This is a genomic window from Massilia sp. P1_C10 (genome assembly GCF_056406475.1).
In genome coordinates, this window is the sequence record NZ_JBFUAC010000005.1 from 247154 (window position 1) to 271213 (window position 24060).

General features: G+C 67.4%; 15 protein-coding genes and 2 pseudogenes. 13 read left to right on the forward strand and 4 right to left on the reverse strand.

The genetic code is table 11. The features are described 5' to 3' along the window. Positions 1-59 precede the first annotated feature (59 nt). The gene (locus AC1D02_RS13295) at positions 60-2285 is read right to left on the reverse strand and encodes a hybrid sensor histidine kinase/response regulator (RefSeq protein WP_477317561.1); all 2226 of its coding nucleotides are present in this window, start codon (positions 2283-2285) and stop codon (positions 60-62) included. Positions 2286-2411: 126 nt separating this feature from the next. On the opposite strand from AC1D02_RS13295, the gene gntR reads away from it, so the two are divergent. The 9 genes and pseudogenes from gntR (at position 2412) to AC1D02_RS13340 (ending at position 11437) form a co-directional block, all read left to right on the forward strand. After that, on the forward strand, positions 2412-3434 hold the full coding sequence (gntR, locus tag AC1D02_RS13300; protein WP_477317563.1) for an HTH-type transcriptional regulator GntR: 1023 nt from the start codon (positions 2412-2414) through the stop codon (positions 3432-3434). A 141-nt stretch (positions 3435-3575) separates the two neighbouring features. Continuing rightward, positions 3576-4103: a gluconokinase gene (locus AC1D02_RS13305; protein ID WP_477317565.1), complete on the forward strand. Its 528-nt coding sequence runs from the start codon at positions 3576-3578 to the stop codon at positions 4101-4103. A gap of 34 nt (positions 4104-4137) precedes the next feature. Continuing rightward, complete coding sequence (locus tag AC1D02_RS13310) at positions 4138-5454, forward strand: MFS transporter (RefSeq protein ID WP_477317567.1); 1317 nt, start codon at positions 4138-4140, stop codon at positions 5452-5454. A gap of 17 nt (positions 5455-5471) precedes the next feature. Further along, positions 5472-6524 (forward strand): porin, encoded by a 1053-nt coding sequence (locus AC1D02_RS13315; RefSeq protein WP_477317569.1) that lies wholly within the window; start codon positions 5472-5474, stop codon positions 6522-6524. A gap of 297 nt (positions 6525-6821) precedes the next feature. Beyond that, positions 6822-7123, forward strand: a pseudogene (locus AC1D02_RS13320) (Rid family detoxifying hydrolase). A gap of 158 nt (positions 7124-7281) precedes the next feature. Then, positions 7282-7977, forward strand: a complete 696-nt coding sequence (locus AC1D02_RS13325) for a winged helix-turn-helix domain-containing protein (RefSeq protein WP_477317571.1) — start codon at positions 7282-7284, stop codon at positions 7975-7977. Next, positions 7970-9370 carry a HAMP domain-containing sensor histidine kinase gene (locus AC1D02_RS13330; RefSeq protein WP_477317573.1) on the forward strand — a complete coding sequence of 467 codons (1401 nt, stop codon included), beginning with the start codon at positions 7970-7972 and terminating at the stop codon, positions 9368-9370. Before AC1D02_RS13325 ends, AC1D02_RS13330 begins: the two co-directional genes overlap by 8 nt. A gap of 53 nt (positions 9371-9423) precedes the next feature. Next, positions 9424-10524, forward strand: coding sequence for a branched-chain amino acid aminotransferase (locus AC1D02_RS13335; RefSeq protein WP_477317575.1), 1101 nt, complete (start codon positions 9424-9426; stop codon positions 10522-10524). A gap of 217 nt (positions 10525-10741) precedes the next feature. Beyond that, positions 10742-11437 (forward strand): hypothetical protein, encoded by a 696-nt coding sequence (locus AC1D02_RS13340; RefSeq protein ID WP_477317577.1) that lies wholly within the window; start codon positions 10742-10744, stop codon positions 11435-11437. 60 nt (positions 11438-11497) lie between these two features. Here the strand turns inward: AC1D02_RS13340 and AC1D02_RS13345 are convergent, their stop codons facing one another. Further along, positions 11498-13609: a putative bifunctional diguanylate cyclase/phosphodiesterase gene (locus tag AC1D02_RS13345; RefSeq protein ID WP_477317579.1), complete on the reverse strand. Its 2112-nt coding sequence runs from the start codon at positions 13607-13609 to the stop codon at positions 11498-11500. A 282-nt stretch (positions 13610-13891) separates the two neighbouring features. Between AC1D02_RS13345 and AC1D02_RS13350 the strand changes: the two genes are divergently transcribed. Then, positions 13892-14254 (forward strand): hypothetical protein, encoded by a 363-nt coding sequence (locus tag AC1D02_RS13350; protein WP_477317581.1) that lies wholly within the window; start codon positions 13892-13894, stop codon positions 14252-14254. Between the two features lie 72 nt (positions 14255-14326). On the opposite strand, the gene AC1D02_RS13355 is transcribed toward AC1D02_RS13350, so the two are convergent. Both AC1D02_RS13355 and AC1D02_RS13360 read right to left on the reverse strand, forming a co-directional pair. Beyond that, complete coding sequence (locus AC1D02_RS13355; protein ID WP_477317583.1) at positions 14327-15586, reverse strand: glycerate kinase type-2 family protein; 1260 nt, start codon at positions 15584-15586, stop codon at positions 14327-14329. A 16-nt stretch (positions 15587-15602) separates the two neighbouring features. After that, positions 15603-15878: pseudogene (locus AC1D02_RS13360) on the reverse strand (NAD-binding protein); the annotation flags it as partial. A gap of 351 nt (positions 15879-16229) precedes the next feature. On the opposite strand from AC1D02_RS13360, the gene AC1D02_RS13365 reads away from it, so the two are divergent. From AC1D02_RS13365 to AC1D02_RS13375, 3 genes are read left to right on the forward strand one after another with little or no spacing between them, the layout of a single operon-like run. Continuing rightward, positions 16230-18782, forward strand: a complete 2553-nt coding sequence (locus tag AC1D02_RS13365) for a bifunctional diguanylate cyclase/phosphodiesterase (protein ID WP_477317585.1) — start codon at positions 16230-16232, stop codon at positions 18780-18782. Next, positions 18779-20182 (forward strand): aminotransferase class I/II-fold pyridoxal phosphate-dependent enzyme, encoded by a 1404-nt coding sequence (locus AC1D02_RS13370; RefSeq protein ID WP_477317587.1) that lies wholly within the window; start codon positions 18779-18781, stop codon positions 20180-20182. The genes AC1D02_RS13365 and AC1D02_RS13370 overlap by 4 nt, the downstream gene beginning before the upstream one ends. Before the next feature lie 19 nt (positions 20183-20201). After that, on the forward strand, positions 20202-24050 hold the full coding sequence (locus AC1D02_RS13375; protein ID WP_477317589.1) for an AMP-binding protein: 3849 nt from the start codon (positions 20202-20204) through the stop codon (positions 24048-24050). Positions 24051-24060 lie beyond the last annotated feature (10 nt).

The window sequence follows — 24060 nt, forward strand, 5'->3', positions numbered from 1 at the left end:
TTGGTGATCCTTGAACTGGTCGATTGTCAAGGATACCAGAATGGGAGTCGAGCCGCGGCCTAAGATCCGGGGACAGGTCCGGCGGACCTGAGCGCGACGCTGGCGCCGGCGTCGAGCGCAAGCTGCAGCTGCTCGATATCCACAGGCTTGGTAAGGTGCCGGTCGAAGCCCGCGTCCCTGGCGCGCTGCTTGTCGCGCTCCTGCCCGTAGCCGGTCAGCGCCAGCAGCGTGCCGTCGAAGCCGAGCCGCCGTACCGTGCGCCCCAGCTCGAAGCCGTCGATGTCCGGCAATCCGATATCCAGGATCGCCACGTCCGGCTGCATCCGCCCCAGCAGCGCCAGCGCCGACTTGCCGTCGTGCGCGACGCCGACCTCATGCCCCAGCACCTCCAGCAGTTCGGCGGTGGTCTTGGCCGCATCGAGGTTGTCGTCGACGATCATGATCTTGCGCGCACCCGCATTCGCACCCGGCGCCGGCGCCGGCAAGGCCATCGCCGGCCCGTCGATGGCCGGCAGCGTCACTTCGAAGCTGCTGCCCTGCCCCAGCCCCGGGGACGAGGCGCGCACCGTCCCGCCGAGCAGTTCGACGATGCTGTACACGATCGTCAGGCCCAGCCCAAGCCCGCCGGAAGAGCGCGCGAGCGGCTGCGGCGCCTGCCAGAACGGCTGGAAAATGCGCGCCGCGGTGGCCGGCTCCATGCCGACGCCGGCGTCGCTGACCGCCAGCACCGCACTGGCGCCAATGCGCCGCACCGACACCTGCACGTCGCCGGCGCCGCCATAGCGCAGCGCGTTGGCCAGCAGGTTGGTCGCCACCTGCACCAGCCGCGTCTCGTCGCCCATCACCCAGACCTCGTCGACCGCTTCGACGAATCGGCGTCCCGCCGCGGCCATCGCCGGGCGCACCGTGTCGGCGGCCTGCAGCACAGCGGCCGACAGGCACACCGGCTCGCAGGCCATCGCCAGCTTGCCCTGGGTGATGCGCGAGACGTCGAGCAGGTCGTCGACCAGGCGCCGCATGTGATTCACCTGGCGCCGCATCGTATCGCGCTCGCGCAGGTTTTCGCTGGCGCCGCGCATGTCCATCAGGTCGAGCGCCATGACGATCGGCGCCAGCGGATTGCGCAGCTCGTGCCCGAGCACGGCGAGAAAGTTGTCCTTGGTGGCGGCGGCCTGCTCGGCGCGCGCCAGCGCTTCCTTCAGCGACGCCACCAGCGCTTCGCGTTCGCGCTCGCCCTGCACCAGTTCGGCCGACGCCGCGGTCAGGCTGTCGCCGATTTCGTTGACCTCGCGGATCCGGCTGCGCAGCAGGCGCACCGGACGCTTGTGCCCGAGCCGCGCGGTCTGCTCCTTGAGGTGCTCGATCGACAGCATCAGCCGCTGCGACAGGAACATCGCCAGCGCGACGTACAGCGCCAGCGAGGCGACGATGGCTACCGCGTAAGCCGCCAGTGTGCGCCTCAGGACGTCGGTGACCCGCGCCGTCGGCGCGCCGACCGCCACCGACCATTTGTGGCGCGGCAGCATGCTGAAACTGGTCATTACCTCGGCGCCCTCGGACGTGGTGCTGATGCCGCTGCCTTCCGGGCGCCCCTCCAGCCGCAGCCGCGTGAGCGTGGCCGACGTCGGCGTTGCGACCGTATTTTCCTGGTCCTTCGAACGCGCCACCCGCAGCCCGCTCGCGTCGGCCACCGCGACCACCCAGTCCTGCGGCACCTTCTGGTTTTTCAGGATGCGCAGCATGCGGTCCGGCGCCAGCGCGATGGTGACGATGTAGCGCAGCCGGCCATCGTCCAGCACCGGCACCCGGATCGGCACCGCGGCCCGGCCGCGCGGTCCCTTGGCCACCGAGCCGATGACCGGCTGGCGCGTGGCCGCGACCTCTGCCAGGCTGGCGGGATCGATCACTTTGTGGGTCGTGGCGCCGAACGGCTCGGATGTCTTGAACAGCACCGTCCCGCCGGCGTCGGTCAGGATCAGACTGCGCCAGTCGGGCTGCGCCTGCACGGCGCGCTTGGCGATGGCATAGAACGCGGCGAGGTCGCCGCGCGCCAGCGCCGGGTCGGCCGACAGCGCGCGCGCATTTTCCAGCGTGGCGTCGAGTTCCGAGTCGACCGCGCTGGCCAGTGCGCGCGACAGCGCCTGCATCGACCGTTCGAGCTCGGCCTGCTGCTCGTTGACCGAGGTGTTGATGCCCCAGGCGCCGATCAGGGCGATCGGCAGCAGGCCAAGGCCGGTGAGCAGGATCAGCAGTTGCCGCAGAGTCAGTGAGGTGTTGCGAAACATCGGGTATCGAATCAAAAGTAGTGCCGCCACTATACTCCGGTCCGCCCTGAAATTTCCAATACACAATGCATCAAATTGTTGCGGTGTTGGGCTATGATAACGTTATCAAAACCAAGGTCCTTTTCGATGACAAGAGTTCAAAAGACGCGCGCCAGCGGCCGGGTCACGCTGGCCCAGGTGGCGGCGCTGGCCGGGGTGGCGACGATGACCGCCTCGCGCGCGATCAGCCATCCGGACATGGTGTCGGCGGCCCTGCGCGAGCGGGTCGATCGGGCCGTGGCGGAACTGGGCTACGTGCCGAATGCCGCCGCGCGCGCACTCGCCTCGGCGCACTCGAACGTCATCGTGGTGCTGGTGCCGTCGCTGTCGAACCTGGTGTTCACCGCGGTGCTGGCCGGGATCCAGGACGCGCTGGACGCCTACGACTACCAGATCCTGATCGGCAATACGCGCTATTCGGACGCCGAGGAGGAAAAGCTGCTGCGCACTTACCTGCAGTCGCACCCCGACGGCATCCTGCTGTCCGGGCTGACGCACAGCCCGAAGGTGCAGCACATGCTCGACACCTCGCAGGTGCCGGTGGTGTGGATGATGGACCTCGCCACGGAACCGAACCAGCTGTCGGTCGGCTTCTCCCAGCTGCAGGCCGGCTACACGATGACCCGCTACCTGATCGACAAGGGCCACAAGCGGATCGGCTTCATGGGCGCGCAACTCGACGAGCGCACGCTCAAGCGCGCCGAGGGCTACCGCAAGGCGATGCACGAGGCCGGGCTGTACGACGAGGCGCTGGAAACCATGGTGGCCGATCCGTCGACGCTGGCGCTGGGCGCCGAACTGCTCGGACGGATGCTGGCGGCCGAGCCGGCGCTGGACGCGATCTTCTGCTGCAATGACGACCTGGCGCATGGCGCAATCTACCAGTGCCAGCGGCGCGGGATCGCGGTGCCGGGGCAGCTGGCGATCTGCGGGTTCAACGATTTGCCGGCGTCGGCGTGGATGAATCCCTCGCTGACGACGATCGCGACGCCGCGCTACAAGGTCGGCTTCGAAGCGGCGTCGCTGCTGCGCGCGATGATCAAGGGCGAGCGGCCGGCCAGGAACCGCATCGACCTGGGCTTCACCCTGATGGCGCGCGAGAGCGCCTAGCGGAGCGCCGGCGACTGTCGTTTTTCGCGCCACACCAAAAAATCTGCTTTACAAAATATCGGACCGGTGTAGACTTTAGTGCAAATGTTAGCGCTATCAAACAAGGCGCAACGAGACAACTTCCGAACCGGTATCGACACCATGACCCAATCAGACAACACCGCCGCCGCCCCCACCCGCTGGGTCGTGATGGGCGTTTGCGGCTGCGGCAAGAGCGAAATCGGCCGCCGCCTGGCCGACTCCCTGCACGCCGGATTTCTCGAGGGCGACGCTTTCCATTCCGCCGCCAACGTCGCCAAGATGGCCGCCGGCACCCCGCTCGACGACACCGACCGCGCCGACTGGCTGGCGCGCCTGCAGTCGGAGATCGCCGCCGCCACTGCCCGCGGCGAGCCGCTGGTGCTGTCCTGCTCGGCCCTGAAGCGGCGCTACCGCGACCTGCTGCGCCAGGCCGATTCCGCGCTGCGCTTCGCCCACCTGCATGGCGAGCGCGCGCTGATCGAGCAGCGCATGAAGGCGCGTACCGCCCACTACATGCCCACCTCGCTGCTCGACAGCCAGCTGCGCGACCTCGAGCCGCTGGCGCCCGACGAAGCCGGCGTGCGCCTCGATATCGCCAGCCCGCCCGCCGCGATCGTCGACCGGATCCTGCAATCCCAGGGCCAATAGAGCCCGTTAAAACCAACCTGAAGGAGACAGCAACATGGCCATCCCCACCAACACTGGCGTCGGCAAAAGGCGCTGGGGCATCGGCGCCCTGCTCGGCGTCGGCGTCCTGATCAACTACATCGACCGCATCGGCCTGTCCGTCGCGGCCCCGCAAATCAAGGACATGTTCCAGCTCACGCCAGTCGAACTGGGCCTGCTGTTCTCCGCCTTCGCCTGGTCCTATTCGCTGCTGCAGATCCCGGTCGGCATGGTCATCGACCGCTTCGGCCCGACCAAAGTGGGCCGCTGGGGCGCCTTCCTATGGGGCGTGGCCTCGGTGATCACCGCCTTCTCGAGCGGCTTCGCCGGCATCTTTTTCGCCCGCATCTTGCTCGGCGTGGCCGAAGCGCCGGCCTTCCCGGTCAGTTCGAAGGCGACCGGCTACTGGTTCCCGCGCCACGAGCGCGGCCTGGCCACCGCAATCTTCGACGCCGCCGCCAAGTTTTCCAACGTGATCGGCGTGCCGCTGGTGGCGGTCACCATCGTGGCCTTCGGCTGGCGCTGGGGTTTCGGCCTGACCGCATTCCTCAGCTTCAGCTACTTCATCGCGTTCTATTGCCTGTACCGCGATCCGACCGCGCACGAAAAGCTGTCGAAGCAGGAGCTGAACTACATCCAGCAAAACGGCGGCGCGCCCGAAGGCAAGTCCGACGCCGGCGCCATGAACATGCTGGGCTACCTGCTGACCAGGTCCAAGGTGTGGGGCCTGACCATCGGCTTCGCCGCCTACGGCTACACCTTCTACTTGTTCCTGACCTGGCTGCCCGGCTACCTGGTCCAGACCATGCACATGAGTATCCTGAAGTCGGCTGGCTATGCGGCGATTCCCTGGGCGTTCGCCACCCTGACCGACCTGTTCGTCGGCGGCTGGCTGATCGACCATCTGGTCAAGCGCGGCTGGGACGATTCGAAAGTGCGCAAGGGCGTGCTGGTGACCGGCATGCTGTTCGGCCTGGCCGTGTTCGGCGCGACCCAGACCACCGACCCGGCCTGGGCCATCTTCTGGATCTCGATCGCGCTGGGCGGCCTGGCCTCGGCGGCGCCGGTCGGCTGGTCGCTGCCGTCGCTGATCGCGCCGAAAGGCGGCGCCGGCACCATCGGCGGCATCATGAACTTCGCCAACAACCTGATGGGCGCGGCGGCCCCGATCGTCACCGGCTTCATCGTCGGCGCCACCAACTCCTTCGCCAACGCCTTCATGGTGGCCGGCGTGATCCTGGTGATCGGCATCGTCTCGTTCGTGTTCGTGCTCGGCAAGATCGAGCCGATTCCGGACCCGCACCCGGCCGGCGCGCCGCTGCCCGCGGTCTGATCATGGAGACGACGACCATGAAAAAATCCATCTTTACGCTCGCGCTGCTGGCCAGCGGCGCCGCGTCGGCGCAAACCGGCGTCGCCTTCTACGGTGTGCTCGACCTGGGCATTTCGCAGGACCGCGGCGGCGTCGCCGGAACCTCGACCCGCGTCACCAGCGGCATGGCGACGCAGAGCCGCTGGGGCTTCAAGGGCAGCGAAGAGCTGGGCGCAGGCCTCGGCGCCTTCTTCGTCATCGAAGGCGGCATCCACGCCGACACCGGCACCTCGACCCAGAACAACACGCTGTTCGGCCGCACCAGCATCGTCGGACTGCGCAGCAACGTTGGCTCCGTCTCGATCGGTCTGCAGGACACGCCCCTGTTCACCACGCTCAACACCGTGGTCGATCCGCTGCGCAACGGCATCATCCGCTCGAACAACCTGATGGCGCCGACCGGTTTTCGCGCCAGCAACTCGGTGCTGTACCGGTCGAATGTCGTCGACGGCTTCAGCGGCGAGCTGATGTATGTGGCGGGCGAAGTCGCCGGCGACGCCCAGGCTTCGCGCGCGGTCGGCGGCTCGTTCGGCTACAGCAAGGGTCCGCTCAACGCGCGCCTGGCCTACCATCGCAGGAACAACGACACCGCCTTACTGAAAAACACCGACGATGCGCGCAACACCCTGCTCGGCGCCAATTACGATTTCGGCCCGGCCCGGGGCTATGTCGGCTACGGGATCAACCAGGGCCTGAACAGCGCGCCGCTGAACAATACCGCGGCTACGTTCGGCGGCGCGGCGCCCGTCGCCTCGACCAACAGCGCCGACCTGCTGCTGGGCGTGGCGGTGCCGTTCGGCGCGAGCACGGTGGTCGCCAGTTACGTGCGCAAAAACGACAAGACGGTGCGCGACCAGGATGCGCAGCAGTTCGGCGTGGCGTACATGTATGCATTCTCCAGGCGCACCGACCTCTACACCTCGTATGCGGTAATCCGTAACCGCAACGGCGCCGCCTACACCGAAGGCAACAGCGAGGAACCGGGCACCGGCAACAAGCAGTTCACCGCCGGCCTGCGCCACCGGTTCTAAAGCGTCAGAAGGGACGCCTGGTCCAGTGACTTTATCGTCGAGATCCGTATTGACATCCCATCCTCCCGAACTAGACTGAACGGTTGCGGCGCTCAGCGGCGCCCGCAACCGGGGTGTACGTCATTCGTTTCCACACAATAAAGGCAAACAATCATGAAAACCATCATGTTGGCGGCAGCCATGCTGGCAGCCGCAGTCACGCTTCCGGCGTCGGCCGGCGCATTCAAGGAAATCATCGCCACCAAGGACGCACCGGCCGCGATCGGCCCATATTCGCAGGCGGTGCGCGCCGGCGGCATGCTGTTCATCGCCGGCCAGCTTCCGATCGATCCGAAAACCGGCCAGCTCAATACCGGCACCGACGAGGAACAGGTCGCGCAGGTGCTCAGAACATCAAGGGCATCCTGGCCGCCGACGGCATGACCATGGACAACGTCGTCTCGACCACGGTGTTCGTGCGCGACCTGAACAATTTTTCCAAGCTCAACACGGTCTACGGCAGTTACTTCAAGGACAAGCCGCCCGCCCGCGCCACCGTCCAGGCCGCACGCCTGCCGCGCGACGTGGCGGTCGAGATTTCAGCCATCGCGGTGAAGTAAGGGTCTCACCGACTGGGTCAGACCCAGGCGCGATATCACATTGCACATTGGTAATAATCAATCCACATTTGCGCAATCGCGCGCTGCTACCATCCGGGGCAGCGCGCGATTGCGCTATTCTATGAGTACCCCATGTCGGAAACACCTGGAGAAATCCCTTGCGCTGCCTGGTAATTGAAGATTCGGTCGAAACCTCCCGCTACATCTGCAAGGGCCTGAAGGAAGCCGGCTATCGCCCGACGGCCTGCTTCACCGGCGACGACGGCCTGGTCCACGCGATCAACGAGCGCTGGGACGTCATCATCGTCGACCGCATGCTGGCGGGTAACCTGGACGGCCTGGCCCTGATCGGTAAACTGCGCGCGATGGGCTCGGCCACGCCGGTGATCATCGTCAGCGCGCTGACCAGCATCGACGAACGCGTGATCGGCCTGCGCGGCGGCGCCGACGACTACCTTGCCAAGCCGTTCGCGTTTTCCGAACTGCTGGCGCGCATCGAGGCGGTGCTGCGCCGCGCCGGTCAGGGCCAGCAATCGCTGCACCTTCAGGTGGCCGACCTGACGCTCGACGTGCGCACCATGCGCGTCACGCGCGGCGCCCAGTCGATCACCTTGCAGCTGCGCGAATTCCGCCTGCTCGAATACCTGATGCGCCACGAAGGCCAGGTGGTCACCCGCACCATGCTGCTCGAAGGCGTGTGGGACTACCAGTTCGACCCGCAGACCAACGTCATCGACGTGCAGATCAGCCGCCTGCGCAACAAGATCGACAAGGACTTCTCCCCCGCCCTGATCCAGACCGTGCGCGGCGTCGGCTACCGGCTCGCCGCCACGCCCGCCACCGCCGATGTTTAGCCTGCGCGGCTCGATCGCCGCGCGCCTGGTCCTCAGTTACGGGGTGCTCGGCATCGCCTCGATGGTAGTGGTGTCCGGCGTGTTCTACTTCGGCACCATCGGGGTGCTCGACGAGAACATCAACACGAAAATGCGCGCGCAGTCGCAACGCCTGGCCGAACGCGTGCGTTCCGGCTCGGCCGAGCAGGTGGCCGACGACGTGCGGCGCCAGCTCGGCGACGGCATCGACAGCGACCGCGAAATCTACCTGGTGACGAACCGCGACGGCGCCGTTTTGGCCGGCAACCTGGCCGGCTGGCCGCGCGCCGATGCCGCCGCCGACGGCGTGCTCGCGCGCGACGTGGTCCGCAGCGGCCGCACCACCCACGCGCGCCTGCTGGTGCACCAGTTGCCGCAAGGCGGCGCGCTGGTGATCGGCTACGACCTGTCAGAGCGCGAATCGATCCGCCAGCTGGTGTGGCGCTCGCTGGCCGAGGGCGCGGCGCTGTCGCTGATCCTGACGGTGCTCGGCGCGGTGCTTTTCCGGCGCCAGATCGAGCGCCGCATCGGCGACATCCGGCGCGCCGCCAGCGACATCGGCGCCGGAGACCTGAGCCGCCGCATCGCGGTCCACAGCCGCGACGAATTCGGCCTGCTGAACCGCGACATCAACACCATGCTGGACCGCATCGAGCAGCTGATGGACGGCATCCGCAACGTCTCCAACGCCATCGCCCACGACCTGCGCACGCCGCTCACGCGCATCCGCGCCAAGCTGGACGACGCCGTGCGCCACGAGCTCAGTGTCGACGTGCTGGCCAGCGCCGCGCACGGTGCGATCGACGACATCGACGATCTGATCCGCCTGTTCGAACGCCTGCTCCAGATCGCCCAGGCGGAATCGGGCGTGGGCGCGCGCGCCTTCGAGACCATCGACCTGCAGCGCATCGCCGCCGACATGGCCGAGATGTACGACGCCTCCGCCGAGGACCGCCAGGTGCGCCTCGCCGCGCATGCGGGAGCGCCGCTGCCGGTGCAGGCCGACCGCAACCTGGTCGCCACCGCGGTGGCCAGCCTGATCGACAACGCGATCAAGCACGCCGGCGCCGGCGCCGAGGTGGAAGTGTCCACCGCGCTGCACGCGGGCATGGCCGAGATCATGGTGCGCGACAACGGCCCCGGCATCCCGGCCGGCGAGCGCGCCAAGGTGACCCAGCGCTTCTACCGCCTCGACAAGAGCCGCGGCATCCCCGGCAACGGGCTGGGGCTGTCGATCGTCAAGGCCATCGCCACCCTGCACGGCGGCGACCTGGAGCTGGACGACGCCGCGCCCGGCCTGGTGGCCCGCCTGCGCTTTCCTGCCGGCGCGCGCGGACGCGCGGGGCCAGGTCCCGCCGAGCTGACCCCACCTTAGTCGGCGCCGCGCTACAATTGAGGCCTGAACCACTGACCCTCCCGGGAATCCTCATGAGCACATCACAGCCTCGCCTGACCGTCACGCCATCCGCCACCGCCCTGTCCGAATCTGACCGCGCCGAGCGCATGGCCAGCCTCAGTTTCGGGCGCACCTTCACCGACCACATGGTGCTGATCCCCTACAAAGACGGCGCCTGGCAGCATGGCGAGATCAAGGCCTACGGCCCGCTCGAACTCGACCCGTCCTGCTCGTCGCTGCACTACGGCCAGGCCATCTTCGAAGGCTTCAAGGCGTTTGCGCAGCCGGACGGCGGCGTCAAGACCTTCCGTCCGCAATCGAACGCCGAGCGCTTCAACCGCAGCGCGCGCCGCCTCGCGATGCCGGACCTGCCGCCCGACCTGTTCATGGAAGCGGCCGACGCCTTCATCGCGCTCGACCGCAAATGGGTGCCGCAGCAGGTCGGCGAAAGCCTGTACCTGCGCCCGCTGATGATCGCCACCGACCCGTTCCTCGGCGTGCGTCCATCGCGCGAATACCTGTTCGTGCTGTTCGGCTCCCCGGCCGGCGCCTACTTCCCGAAAGGCGTCAAGCCGGTCACCGTCTGGATCAGCGAAGACTACGTGCGCGCCGCGCCGGGCGGCACCGGCGAAGCGAAATGCGCCGGCAACTACGCCGCCAGCCTGGTAGCCCAGGCGCAGGCCGAGCAAAAGGGCTGCGACCAGGTGGTCTGGCTCGACGCGGTCGAACGCCAGTACGTCGAAGAGATGGGCGGCATGAACCTGTTCTTCGTCTACCAGGAAAGCGGCAAGACCACGGTGGTCACGCCGCAGCTGACCGGAACCCTCCTGCCGGGCATCACCCGCGACAGTCTGCTGCAGCTGGCGCGCGACCTCGGCTACGAATCCGAAGAGCGCAAGCTCTCCGTGCAGCAGTGGCGCGACGACATCGCCGCCGGCCGCATGACCGAAGTCTTCGCCTGCGGCACCGCCGCCGTCATCACGCCGGTCGGCTACGTCAAGGCCAACGGCTTCGAGATGACCATCAACCGCGGCGAGAATGGCCCGGTGACGATGGCGCTGCGCGACGCGCTGCTGGCGATCCAGCATGGCACCGCGCCGGACACGCACGGCTGGATGCACTCCGTCTGCTAAACCGCTGCTCCGTTGTCAAAAAGTGACAGGGGCGCCGCCTTTTTTCGCGGCGCCCCGATCACCCGTTCTCACTCTGCGCCGGCTGCGTCGCGCGCCGCGGAATGTTCAATTCTGAACATCTCATCGCCGTTTGTATAAATACGAACTGTGCGCGGTTTGCGCGGCGTCCGGATGATCCGTACACTCGTTTTTCCGGAAACGCGCACAGGAACCGTCGATGCAAACGCAATCCCGCAACAAGCTTCTGATTACTGTCTCCCTGTGCGTCAGCGCCGCCACGATGGCGGCCACCTGGTACTGGATGGGCGCCCAAACTGCCGCCCCGGCCGACGCGCCGGCGCCGCAAACGGCGGCCTGGGACGGGCCGATCGGCCCCGGCCAGGTGCGCGCCGAAGCGCCGGAGGCTGCCGCGCCGGCCACGATCGCGGGCACGGGACTGACGGTCGACGCCGGCGGCCGGCTGGTGTCCGACCGCGCCTTGCTCGCGCTGATCGACGGCGCGGTGCTGCGCAGCGACGGCTCCGCCGCCGCGGTGGACGAACTGCGCACATTGTTCAAGACGCGCCTGCCGGACAAGGCGGCGCAGGACGCCCAGCGCATCCTCAACGATTATCTCCAGTACCTGCGGATGCGCCAGGGCGCCCGCGCACGCCTTGCACCGCTCGAGGGCGGCGGCCTGACCGACGCCGACGCCGCCACCCTGCTCGCATGGCAATCGGAGCAGGCGCTGCTGCGCGAACGCATGCTCGGCGCCGCGCTGAGCAAGGCCTGGTTCGGCCAGTCGGACAGCCGCTGCGCCAACGAGCTGCGCGAACTGCGCCAGCGCGGCGCGGGGCGCGACCTGGTCCGCGACGCCGAGGCGCAGTCGTGCGCCGACCAGCTGATGGCGACGTTTCCCCAGCTCGGCCAATGACGGCGCGCTTCGCGTTGGCGGCGGCGCGTACCTGACCCCGCCTTTGCCGGCGCCGCAGCCCTAAGCGGGGAACAGGTATTTGCGGGCCAGCAGCGCCGGCACCGCGTCTGCCGCCATGGGCCGGGACACGTAGAATCCCTGCAGCTCGTCGCAGCCGAGCGACTGCAGGATGTCGAGCTGTTCGCGGGTTTCCACCCCCTCGGCGATGACGCGCATCGACAGGCCGTGCGCCATCGAGACGATCGCGCCGAACAGCACCGCGCTCTCGGCGGTGATTCCCAGTTTGCTGGTGAAGGCGCGGTCTACCTTCAGCACGTCGAGCTGAAGGCGCTGCAGCAGCGCCAGCGACGAATAGCCGGTGCCGAAATCGTCGACGTGCAGCTTCACGCCGAGCCCGGCGATCCGCTCCAGTTCGCCCAGGATCTCCTCGCTCTCGTCCATCATGGCCGATTCGGTCAGCTCGACCTCGACCAGGCTGGCGGAGACGGTCCACTCTTCCAGGCACTTCGACAGCGCCTCGTGCACTTCGCTGTGGTTGATCTGGCGCGCCGAGACGTTGATCGCAACGGGGACCAGGTCCAGGCCCTCGAGCTGCCACGCGTGCAGCTGCGCGCATACCTTGCTGATCACCAGGCGCCCGAGCCGCGAAATCAGCTCGGACGATTCGGCGATGGCGATGAATTCGCAGGGCTGCACCAGTCCGCGCTGGGGATGCTGCCATCGGACCAGCGCCTCCAGGCCGACCAGCCGGCCGCTGTGCGCTTCGACGCGCGGCTGGTAATGCATCAGGAGCTCGTCCCGCTCGATCGCCAGGCGCAGCTCGCGTTCGGTCTCGAGCCGGTTCTGGCGCGATTCGTGCAGCACCTTGTTGTAGAAGCAGTAGCGGCTTTTTTCGATCTTGGCGGAGTACATCGCCAGGTCGGCGTTGAGCAGCAGCGTCTCGCCGCTGTCCGCGTCGTCCGGAAACAGCGCGACGCCGATCGAGGTGCCGACGTAATTGTTGTGGGTCTTGATGCAGAACGGCGCCTTGAATGCGTCGACGATGCGCTGCGCCAGTTCGTCCACGTGCGCGGCATCGACGATCGGGTTCACCAGCACGGTGAATTCGTCGCCGCCCAGCCGCACCACCGAATCGCACGGCCGCACCAGCGCCATCAGGCGTTCGGCGGCGCCGCGCAGCAGGTCGTCGCCGGTGGCGTGGCCGTGGGTGTCGTTGACCTTTTTGAAGTCGTCCAGGTCGATGAACAGCAGGCCGACGCGCCGGCCCTCGGCGGCCGACCTGGCGAGGATCGCCGGCAGGTTGACGGTGAGCCAGTGGCGATTCAGCAGGCCGGTCAGCACGTCCTGGTTGGCCATCCGCGCCATCGCCAGCGCATGTTCGCGCAGCTCGCTCATGTCGCGCAGCGTGACGGCGACGCAGTCGCGCGTGCGCACCATCTTGCGGTGGAACCAGCTGCCCTTGAGCACACTGTTCGGCGGCGGCTCGAAGTCGTCTTCGTAGAGATTGGCGTCGAAGGCCTGGCGCTGCAGCTCGATCATCTTGTCGCCGTAGGCGCCGGGATACAGGTCGGTGTAGCGGCGCCCGATCAATTCGTCTTTCGTCATGCCGCAAAAGGCGGCGCCGCGCAGGTTGCAGTCGACCAGTTCGAAATCGGCGATCTCGCCGTTGGCGTCCCAGACGCTGCGCCAGAGGTAGAATCCTTCGCGGCCGCCTTCGGTGGCGACCCGGTAGGCCTGGCGCAGTTCGTCCTCCTCGCCCTCGCGTACGACCATCCGCGCGGACAACGCGGTGGCGCCAAGCGTCAGCAGGGCGATCACCAGCGTGCCGCCCCACGCCAGCTCGCGGTAGGCGCCTTCGATCTTGGCGACCACGCGAACCGATTCGCGCGCGGCGAATTCGGCCATCTGGCGCTGTCCTGATTCGGCCAGTCCCTGCGAAGCCTGAACCAGCTCGCCATGCGCGGAACGCTGCTCGTTGCGCATCATGCCCAGCACGCCGGCCCACAGCACCACGGCCAGCACGCAGCCGCCCACCGGCCAGACGATCACCCGGCCCATGCGGCGCCGTATCAGCGCGCCGGCGCGGCGCCCCTGGCGGCCCAGCTTCCGCGTCGTCGCTTGGAGCGTCGTCGACGATTTTCCAGATAAGACCGGTGAGGTGAGGAGTTTCATTGTCAGGGAAAAGGTGATGCAAGGCGCGCCCGGCACAGATCATAAACGATGCCGGCATAAACGGCAGCTATGAAATCATGGGAATGAGGCTTAATTTCCACGAATTAAAGCGCGCGCGATATCGGCCCGCATCGACGTCAGAGCAGCTGCGCCACCGCGAGCGGGCCGCCCGGCCGTGGATCCATGGACAAACACTGCGTTCGTTACCGCACGGAAGTTAGCTCATCAGCGAGTGTACCCTCAGCTCATGGGGCAATTCGACCCCAGTCTTAGGAGACTCACGTGGAACCACTCTTGATGCTAAAAACTTCCTGCGTGCTGTTTGCGCTGGCCGCGGCAGGCGGGATCGTGATGGCGCTGATTCGTTTTGGCGGCAGGCCCCATCCGCCGTCGTGGCTGGCCATGCTGCACGGACTGCTGGCGGCGGCCGGATTGACCTTGCTGGCGTATGCCTCGGCGACGACGGCCGTCCCGAGCCTTGCGATCATCGCGCTGGCGCTGTTCGCCGGCGCGGCGCTGGGCGGCATCGTGCTCAATCTTGCGTACCACCTGCGCGGAATCGCATTGCCGATCTGGCTGGTCGTGGCGCACGCACTGGTGGCGGTGGCAGGATTTGGCGCCTTGTTCATGGCAAGCTTCCGGTAGCGCCATCGATCGCCACTGTCAGGCGATCGGCGCCGGCCGCTGGTGTCAGGGCCGCCGGACCCGACACCATCGTCATTCAATATAAATGGCGCGGAAGTCGTTCACGTTGGTGAGCGTCGGCCCGCAAATCACCGAATCCCCCAGCGCCTGGAAGAAGCCGTGCCCGTCGTTGTTGGCCAGGCTGTCCCTCGGCTTGATTCCGCGCTCCCACGCGCGCGCCAGCGTGTCCGGCGCCAGCAAGGCGCCCGCGATTTCTTCCTGGCCGTCGACGCCATCGGTGTCGCAGGCAATCGCATGCACGCCGGCCAGTCCGTTGAGCGTCACGCCCAGCGACAGCAGGAACTCCACGTTGCGCCCGCCGCGCCCGGTGCCGCGCACCGTCACCGTGGTCTCGCCGCCCGACAGCAGGATGCACGGCCGCGCAAACGGCTGCCCATGCGTCGCCACCTGGCGCGCAATCCCCGCCATCACGATGCCGACGTCGCGCGCTTCGCCTTCGATGCTGTCGCCCAGGATGTGCACAGCGACCCCGGCGCCGCGCGCCACTTCGGCCGCCGCCTCCAGCGCCATCTGCGGCGTGGTGATCATGCGCGTTTCGCTGTTGGCCAGGCGCGGATCGCCCGGTTTGACCGACTCGCCCGCCCCGCTCTCCAACAGCGCCCGCACCTTGTCCGGCATCGCGATGCCGTATCGGCGCAGGATCGCCAGCGCATCGGCGCAGGTTGTACGGTCTGCCGTGGTCGGGCCGCTGGCGATGTCTGCCGGATCGTCGCCCGGCACGTCGGAGATCAGCAACGTCACTACCTTCGCCGGATGGCACGCCGCTGCCAGCCTGCCGCCCTTGATGGCCGACAGGTGGCGCCGCACGCAGTTCATTTCGCCGATCGTGGCGCCGCTCTTGAGCAGCGCCTTGTTGATCTCCTGCTTGTCCGCCAGCTCCAGGTCGTCGCCCGGCAGCACCAGCAGCGACGAGCCGCCGCCCGAGATCAGGCAGATCACCAGGTCGTCCTCCGTCAGCCCGCCGGCCAGCGCGAGGATGCGGCGCGCCGCGTCCATGCCCGCCTGGTCCGGCACCGGATGCGAGGCCTCGACGATCTCGATGCGTTCGCACGGCACCGCGTAGCCGTAGCGCGTGACGACCAGGCCAGTCAGCTCGCCCGGCCAGTGCTGCTCGACCACGCGCGCCATCTCGGCCGACGCTTTGCCGGCGCCGAGCACCAGCGTGCGTCCGCGCGGCGGCGCCGGCAGGTGCGGCGGCAGGCAGTGCGACGATTGCGCCGCTTCGACAGCGGCGTCGAACATCTGCCGCAACAGCTTACGTGGTTCGGTCATGCGCAACTCCCGTGCTTTATTGAGGAACAGGCGCGCCGATCTCGAAGTTGGCCATCAGTTCCAGCGCGCGCACCATTGCTGAATGATCCCACGCTTTGCCGCCGTGTGCAGCGCAGCTGTTGAACAATTCCTGGGCCGTCGCGGTATTCGGCAGCGAGATGCCCAGCGCCCGGGCGCGCGCCAGCGCCAGGTTCAGGTCCTTCTGGTGCAGCTCGATCCGACAGCCCGGCTCGAAGCTGCGCTTGATCATGCGTCCACCGTGCACCACGAGGATGCGCGACGCCATGATGCCCCGGCCGATAAACCCGATTTTGCTCATGTCGATGCTCCTTGTGTGAACTGGGCGGCCAGCGCAGGCGCGCCGGCGCGATGCAAGACTAACAATTTTCGTCCGCACTGCGCTAAAAAAACCCGCCGCATAGACGCGTCCCGGTCGCTCCGCTTTAGCGATAAATGGTCGAAAAATTCACATTTCACCAAGTTTTTGTTGCTCAGACGCCATAAATTTCTTAGTTTCTTTGTCCACATCAAGCGCCAATAGGTTACCATGGGGTAACAAATTCAAGGCCCGAGCATGCCGTAAACGGCGTGTCGCGGTCTTGCCCCTATCGGTACCGGCACCAAGTTGCAAAAAAATATAAACATGACGACGTTGGCAGCGCGCGGGATCGCCAGGTACATCGCGGCGATTCACTGGTTCATCCCCCTTGCGGCCCAAAATGAGGCTGCGGTGCTCACGCGCGCGCAAAACGTCATCAACGCGGTGGTGATGGCCGCGCTGTCCGGGCCGTTCTATGCGGCCGCCTATTACGCCCTCGGATTCACCGCCGCCGCGCAGGAAATCCTGATGTGCTGCACCTTCATGTTCATCGCCCCGTTCCTGATGCGCGCCACCGGCAGCATCGTGCTGGCGCGCGAAGTGTTCCTGTGCGCGGTGTTTTTCAACTTCACCTGGCTCACGTTCAACCTCGGCGGGGTCAATGCGCCTACTGTCGGCTGGCTGATCACCGGCCCGGTGGTGGCGATGTTCCTCGGCGGTGTCGGCACCGCGGTATTCTGGCTGGGCATGAGCTGCGCGGCGGTCGGCGTGATCTACTGCCTGCCCTTCATCGGCATCGCCCTGCCCGAGCATCCGGTCAAGGACATGGCGCTGCTGTACCTGCTCTGCGATCTAGGCCTCTATATAGTGGTGGTGGTGTTCGTGCTGCTGTTCGAACTGACCAAGACGCAGGGCTTCATCAAGCTCGAACAGGCCCTGAAGATCATCAACGAGCTGGCGATTCGCGACGAGCTGACCGGCAGCCATAACCGGCGCCACCTGATCAAGCTGATCGAAGGCGAAAAGGACCGCACCGCCCGCCTCGGCAGCCTGTTCTGCCTGTGCCTGCTCGATATCGACTTCTTCAAGCGCATCAACGATACCTACGGCCACACCGCGGGCGACACGGTACTCAAGGAATTCGCCGCGACGGTGCAGCGCCAGATCCGCGAAAGCGATTCGTTCGGCCGCTACGGCGGCGAAGAATTCCTGCTGATGCTGCCCCAGACCTCGCTCGACGAAGCGATCGTGCTGACCGAACGGGTGCGCGTGAGCATCGAGAAAATGGTCTTCCCCGACATCGCCCGCGACCTGAAAGTGACCGTGTCGCTTGGCGTGGCGGAGTTCCGCTTCGGCGAATCGATCGGCCAGACCGTCGCCCGCGCCGACGAGGCGCTGTACCAGGCCAAGGCAAGCGGCCGCAATCGCGTGGTCAGCTATGGCCAGCACACGGAAGCGGCGCCCCCTCTTCCCGCCGGCACCGCCGAGCGCGGCGTCCCGGGCACGCTGCCGGCGCTGCGCCTGTTCCAGGCCGCGCAGGCCGATCCGCTGACGGGCGCGCTGAACCGCGGCATGCTGCGCGACCGCCTGAGCCACGCGATGGAGCGGGCCATCCGCAACGATCGCCTGGTCGCGCTGATGCTGCTGAACGTGAACAAATTCAAGGAAATCAACGACGCTTTCGGCTACGAGGCGGGCGACGCGATCCTGGTGCGCGCCGCCGCGATGGTGCGCGCATCGCTGCGCGAGTCCGACACCATCGCGCGCTGGGGCGGCGACGAATTCGTCGTGGTGCTGGAAGACTTGGCCGCGCAATCGGACGCCCAGCAGGTGGCCGAAAAGATCCTCGACCAGTTCTCGCTGCCGTTCCAGGTCGGCGACAGCGAGTGCTTCGTTACCCTCTCCATCGGCATCGCCACCTTCCCCGGCGAAGACTGCGACATGGACACGCTGCTCAAGCGCGCCGACGTTGCCATGGTCGGCGCCAAGGCCTGGGGCGAAAACCAGGTGCAGGTCTACACGCTGGCCGCCAACGCCGCGCCGAACGAGCGCCTGGCCCTGAAGAACGGTTTGCGCGAAGCGCTCGGCGCCGGCCAGCTGTTCCTCGAATACCAGCCGCAAGTGGACCTGGCGACCCAGCAGATCATCGGCGTCGAAGCCCTGGTGCGCTGGCAGCATCCGGTCTACGGACGCGTGGAGCCGACGCGTTTCATCGCGCTGGCCGAGGAAACCGGCATGATCGTGCCGATCGGCGAATGGGTGCTGCGCACCGCCTGCGCCCAGAACCGGCTGTGGCGCGACGCCGGCCTGGCGCCGATCAAGACGGCGGTCAACCTGTCGGCGCGCCAGCTCAGGGAGCCGGACCTGATCGACCGCGTCATGGCGATCGTCGGCGAGACCGGCATCGAACCGGCCTGCCTCGACCTCGAAATCACCGAAGGCATCCTGATCGACAACCTCGAACTGAATCACGCCACGATGACGCGCCTGCGCGCGCACGGCGTGCAGATTTCGATCGACGACTTCGGCACCGGCTACTCCAGCCTGAACTACCTCGCCGAGCTGCCGGCCGACGTGCTGAAGATGGACGGCTCGTTCATCAAGCGGCTCGGCCAGGCTGCCGGCGGCGCGCGCTCGTATGCGATCGCCGAAGCGATCGTCGAAATCGCCCATCGGCTGCAGCTGACGGTGATCGCCGAAGCGGTCGAAACCGCCGAACAGCTGGCCGACCTGCAGCGCATGGGCTGCGACGCCGCGCAAGGATACTTCTTCAACCGTTCGCTGCACCCGGACAAGGTGACGGCGCTGCTGGCGCTGCAGGCAGAGCGCCCGCCAGGCGCGCCCTCGTCCGCCGTGCAATGCAAGGAAAACACATGATGCAAAACGACTCGCAAAGCGCCGGCACGGCGGATCAGGCCGACCTCGACGCCGACCGTGCATGGGAAGCGGAAATCGACGCCATGCTCGCCAGCGGCGCGCTGGCCGGCACGGCGGCCCAGTTCGCCCAGCCGCGCGGCGCCAACCTGCTCGACCGGATGGACCAGCTCGAGGCCTGGCATGCACGCCGCAGCGCCCATGGCGTCTGGCAGTATTCGCGCGCACTGGACGGCGCGCCCCATCCGATCGCCAGCATCCAGGACGAAGCGGGCGTCAGCGCGCGCGGCATCAATTTCGCCTCGCAGGATTACCTGTCGCTGGCCTCGCACCCGGTGGTGGCCGAAGCGGCCGCGCGGGCGCTGCAGGACGCCGGCCCGCACAGCGCCGGCTCGGCGGTCCTGCTGGGTAACACCAAAACTTCGCTGGCGCTCGAGAAGGCGATCGGAGAACTGGTGCAGACCGAGCACGTCACCCTGTTTCCGACCGGCTGGGGCGCCGCGTTCGGCGCCATCACCGCGCTGGTGCAGGCGCAGGACCACATCATCATCGACCAGTTCGCGCACGCCTCGCTGCGCCAGGGCGCCAGCGCGGCCACCACCAACATCGCCATCAACCGCCACCTCGACGTCGCCCACGTGCGCGAACTGCTGGCGGGCATTCGCGCGCGCGACACCGAACACGCGATCCTGGTGGTGACCGAAGGCCTGTTCAGCATGGACTCCGATTCGCCCGACCTGGCGACGCTGCAGGCGAGCTGCCATGAATACAACGCCACGCTGATGGTCGACGTCGCGCACGACCTCGGTTCGCTCGGCCCGGACGGCGGCGGCTGCATCGCCATCCAGGGCATGCTGGGCAAGATCGACCTGGTCATGGGCGCGTTTTCCAAGACCTTCTCGTCGAACGGCGGCTTCGTCGCCACCAAGTCGCGCGCCGCCAAGCGCCACCTGCAGCTGTACGCGGGCCCGCACATGTTCTCCAACGCGCTCTCGCCGGTGCAGGCGGCCGTCATCCTGCAATGCGTGGAGATCGTCCGCGCCGACGAAGGCAGGATGCTGCGCGCGGACCTGATGCGCAACGTCGACGCGCTGCGCAAGCTGCTCACGGCCGACGGGCTGCACTGCATGGGTATTCCATCGGCCATCGTGCCGGTGCTGATCGGCAGCGAGACCGTGTCGCGGCTGGTGGGAAAAATGCTGTTCAAGCATTCGGTGTTCGTCAACCAGGTCGAATTCCCCGGCGTGCCGATCGGGTCCTCGCGGCTGCGCCTTCAGTTGATGGCCAACCATAATATTCAACAGATCAAACGGGCCGCGGCGGTGATCGCCGGGACCGTCGAACGTGCGACCACGGCCATCGAAGCCGGCGAGGCGCGCCTGCAAATACGAAAGGTGGGTTAGTTTGGATAACAAAGACAATATGAACGGCGCCACCGCCGAACAGCCATTCCTGATCACCGAGCGCCTGCGCAGCCACGCGCGCGACACGCCCGACCGCCTGGCCTACACCTTCCTGCGCGACGACGGCAAGATCGATGAAATCACCTACGGCGAACTGGAACAGCGTTCGCGCGCATTGGCCGCCACGCTGGCGCGCCGCGCTCCCGTGGGCGAGCGCGCGCTGCTGCTGTATCCGGCCGGCCTCGAATTCATCATGGTGTACTTCGCCTGCCTGTTCGCCGGCCTGGTCGCCGTTCCGGCCACCATCCCGCACAAGACGCGCGCCTCGCGCCGCCTCAAGGGACTGCTGGACGACGCCGATCCCGCCCTGATCCTCACGCGCAGCGATTGCGAAACGGCGATCCGCGCCAGCCTGTCGCTGGTCGGCGCCGACGCCCGCACCTGCCTGTCGACCGACGTGCTGGCGGCCAGCGACGACTTGTCCGGCCTGCCCGACATCGACGAATCGATGCTGGCCTTCCTGCAGTACACCTCCGGGTCGACCGCAATGCCCAAGGGCGTGGAGATCACCCACCGCAACATCGCCAGCAACGCCGAGTCCATCCGCCTGGGATTCGGCTTCACCCAGGCCACCGTGATGGTCAGCTGGCTGCCGCTGTTCCATGACATGGGCCTGATCGGCAGCGTCGTCTCGCCGATGTACGCCGGCTTCCATTGCGTGCTGATGGCGCCGGCAGCGTTCCTGAAAAATCCGGTGATGTGGCTCGAAGCGATTTCGAAGTACCGCGGCACCTGCGCCGGCGCGCCCAATTTCGGCTGGGACTATTGCGCCAAGAAGATCACCGACGAGCAGAAAGTGCACCTCGACCTGTCGCACCTGGACGTGGCCTACAACGGCTCCGAACCGGTGCGCGCATCGACGCTGCGCAATTTCATCGCGGCGTTCAGCCGTTGCGGCATGCGCCCGGCCGCCCTGTTCCCCTGCTACGGCATGGCCGAGACCACGCTGTTCGTCTCGGGCGGTCCGCTCGGCACCGAGCCGCAGGTGCGCACCGTCAGCAAGTCGCTGCTGGAAGGGAACCAGATTCGCGACGTCGCTCCCGGCGGCGACGACGCCCGCGACATCGTCAGCTCCGGCACGATCGCCTCGTCGACGTCGGTCGTCATCGTCGATCCGGAAACCTGCCTGCCGGTGTCGAGCCAGCGCGTCGGCGAAGTCTGGGTATCCGGGCCGGGCGTCGCGCGCGGCTACTGGAACAAGCCGGAGGAAACCGCGGCCGCCTTCGGCGCCTGCCTGGCCAGCACCGGCGCCGGCCCCTACCTGCGCACCGGCGACCTCGCCTTCATGCGCGACGGTGAACTGTTCATCACCGGCCGCCTGAAAGACCTGATCATCATCAACGGGCGCAACGTCTACCCGCAGGACGTCGAGGAAGTGATCGAGCGCTCGATCGATTTCATCGAGCCGAACATGTGCGCCGCGTTTTCGGTGGAGATCGATTTCCAGGAACGCCTGGCGATCGTCGCCGAAGCCAATCGCAGCCTGGTGCGCGCCGCGCAGCAGCTCGCGGCCAGGGATCCGGACAACAAGGCCGAGCAATTGCGCGCCAAGGACGACTACCTCGGCAAGATCGAGGCGATGGCGCACAACATCTGCAAGGTGATCGGCCAGCAGTTCGACGTGTCGGTGTCGTCGATCGTGTTCGTCAAGCCGGGCACCTTCCCGCGCACCACCAGCGGCAAGGTCCAGCGCACGCGCTGCCGCGACATGGCGCTGCAGGGCCAGCTCGAAGTTGTCTACGTCATGCCGGGTTCGATCTTCGACCGGCGCGGTACGCGCGAAGTCGCGGCGCTGCCGTTCCGGCCGGAAGCGCCTGCCGCGCCGGCCTACCTGCCGCAATCGCCAGTCGCTGTCCAGGCCAAGCCCGCGGCGGCCGGCAACAGCGCCGAAACCGCCGACGCGATGATCGCCTGGTTCCGCGATTACGCCGCCAAGCGCCTGAATTCGCGCATCATCGACGAGCGCCGCACGATTCCGCCGTACGTGGTGCTGGACCTGGGCAACCAGGGATTCTTCGGCCTGCAGATTCCGGCCCGCTTCGGCGGCAAGGAACTCGACACGGTCGACCTGATGCGCGTGCTCGAACAACTGGCCGCGGTCGACCTGACCATCGCCACGCTGGTCGGCGTGCACAACGGCCTGGGCGTGCGGCCGATCCTGCATGCCGCGTCCCCGGCGATTCGCGAACAGCTGCTGCCGTCCCTCGCCAGCGGGCGCCAGCTCGCGGCCTTCGCGCTGACCGAGCCGGATGCCGGATCGAACCCGCTGGCGATCCGGGCGCAAGCCACGCGCACCGCCGGCGGCTGGAACGTCACCGGCGAGAAGCAGTGGATCGGCCTCGGTTCCTGGGCCGGCGTGACCACGGTGTTCGCCAAGGCGGTCGACCCGGCCGGCGGCCCGCTTGGCATCACCGCCCTGCTCGTCACCGCCGACAATGCCGGCCTGTCGCACGGTCCCGAATCGCTGACGATGGGCATGCGCGGCATGGTGCAGAACACCGTGCTGCTGCACGACGCCTTCGTCCCCGACGAGCAAGTGCTGCTCAGCCCCGGCGAAGGCATGGAAGTGGGCCGCGACGCCATGCTGTTCAGCCGCCTCGGCATCGGCGCGATGTGCGTCGGCGCGATGAAGCGCTGCGTGCAGCTGATGGGACGCTACGCCTCGCGCCGCACCATCGCCAGCGGCCTGCTGGCCGAGCACGGCGTGACGGTGGCGCGCCTGCATGAACTGACCTCGGCGATCGGCGCCTGCGAAGCGCTGGTGTACGCCATCGCGCGCCGCCTCGACGCCGGCGAAGCGGTGCCGGTCGAGGCCTACCTCGCCTGCAAGACCACTACCACCGAACTGCTTGGCCAGTCGGCCGACTGGCTGGTGCAGATGCTGGGCGGCCGCGGCTACATCGAATCGAACGGCGCGCCGCAGATCCTGCGCGACGCGCGCGTGCTGCGCATCCTCGAAGGGCCGACCGAAACGCTGTACTCGCACCTGGGCGCCTCGCTGGCGCACAAGCAGTCGCCGGCGATCGGCTTCCTGGGCGAGGCGCTGGGACGACCGGAACTGGCGGCCGAACTGCGCGACACCGTCGCGCGCCTGCAGGCCGCCGTGGCGCAGCGTGCCGGCCTGTTCGCCGGCGCCGCCCAGTCGGCGCAATGGCTGGAATACCGTGTCGGCGAACTGGCCGCCCAGGCGTTCCTGCTGGCGGCGGCCGAAAGCCGCGGCGCGGCATCGGACGCGGCATGGGCGCGCCAGCGTTTCGACAGCGCGGCGCAGTCGATTTTCGCCGACATCGACGGTCCGGTCGCGCACGGCGCCGGCGCCGCCCTGCTCGAACAGATCGGCCGGTATACCGAGGCGATCGGCGACATCGACCAGCAGCTGCCGGGCGAATTGCAGCGCACCGACGTGCTGCTGCAACGTGTCCCGGACAGCGCGGCAGCGCCGGCGCCGGTGCGCCAGGCTGTTGTCGCGGAGCCCGCGGCGCCCGCCGAAGCCAGCTACAACGCGCCGGTCACCGAGATGCAAGGCATCGTCCACGATTGCGTGCTGAAGTGGCTGCTGAGCGAGAACCCGCGCGCCGCGCAGCAGATCGGCATCGACACGCCGTTCACGTCGCTGGGCATGGATTCGCTGGCGACGGCGTCGATCTCGTTCGAGCTGGAGCAGCGCATCGGCTTTGCCATCATCCCGGAACTCATTTACGACAACCAGACCATCGGCCAGCTGGCGGCATTCATCGAGAACCGCCTGCAGTCGCAGCCGGGCGACACGACCGCGCCCGCGGCGCTGGCCGCCGATTTGCTGACATGACCGCCTTCCC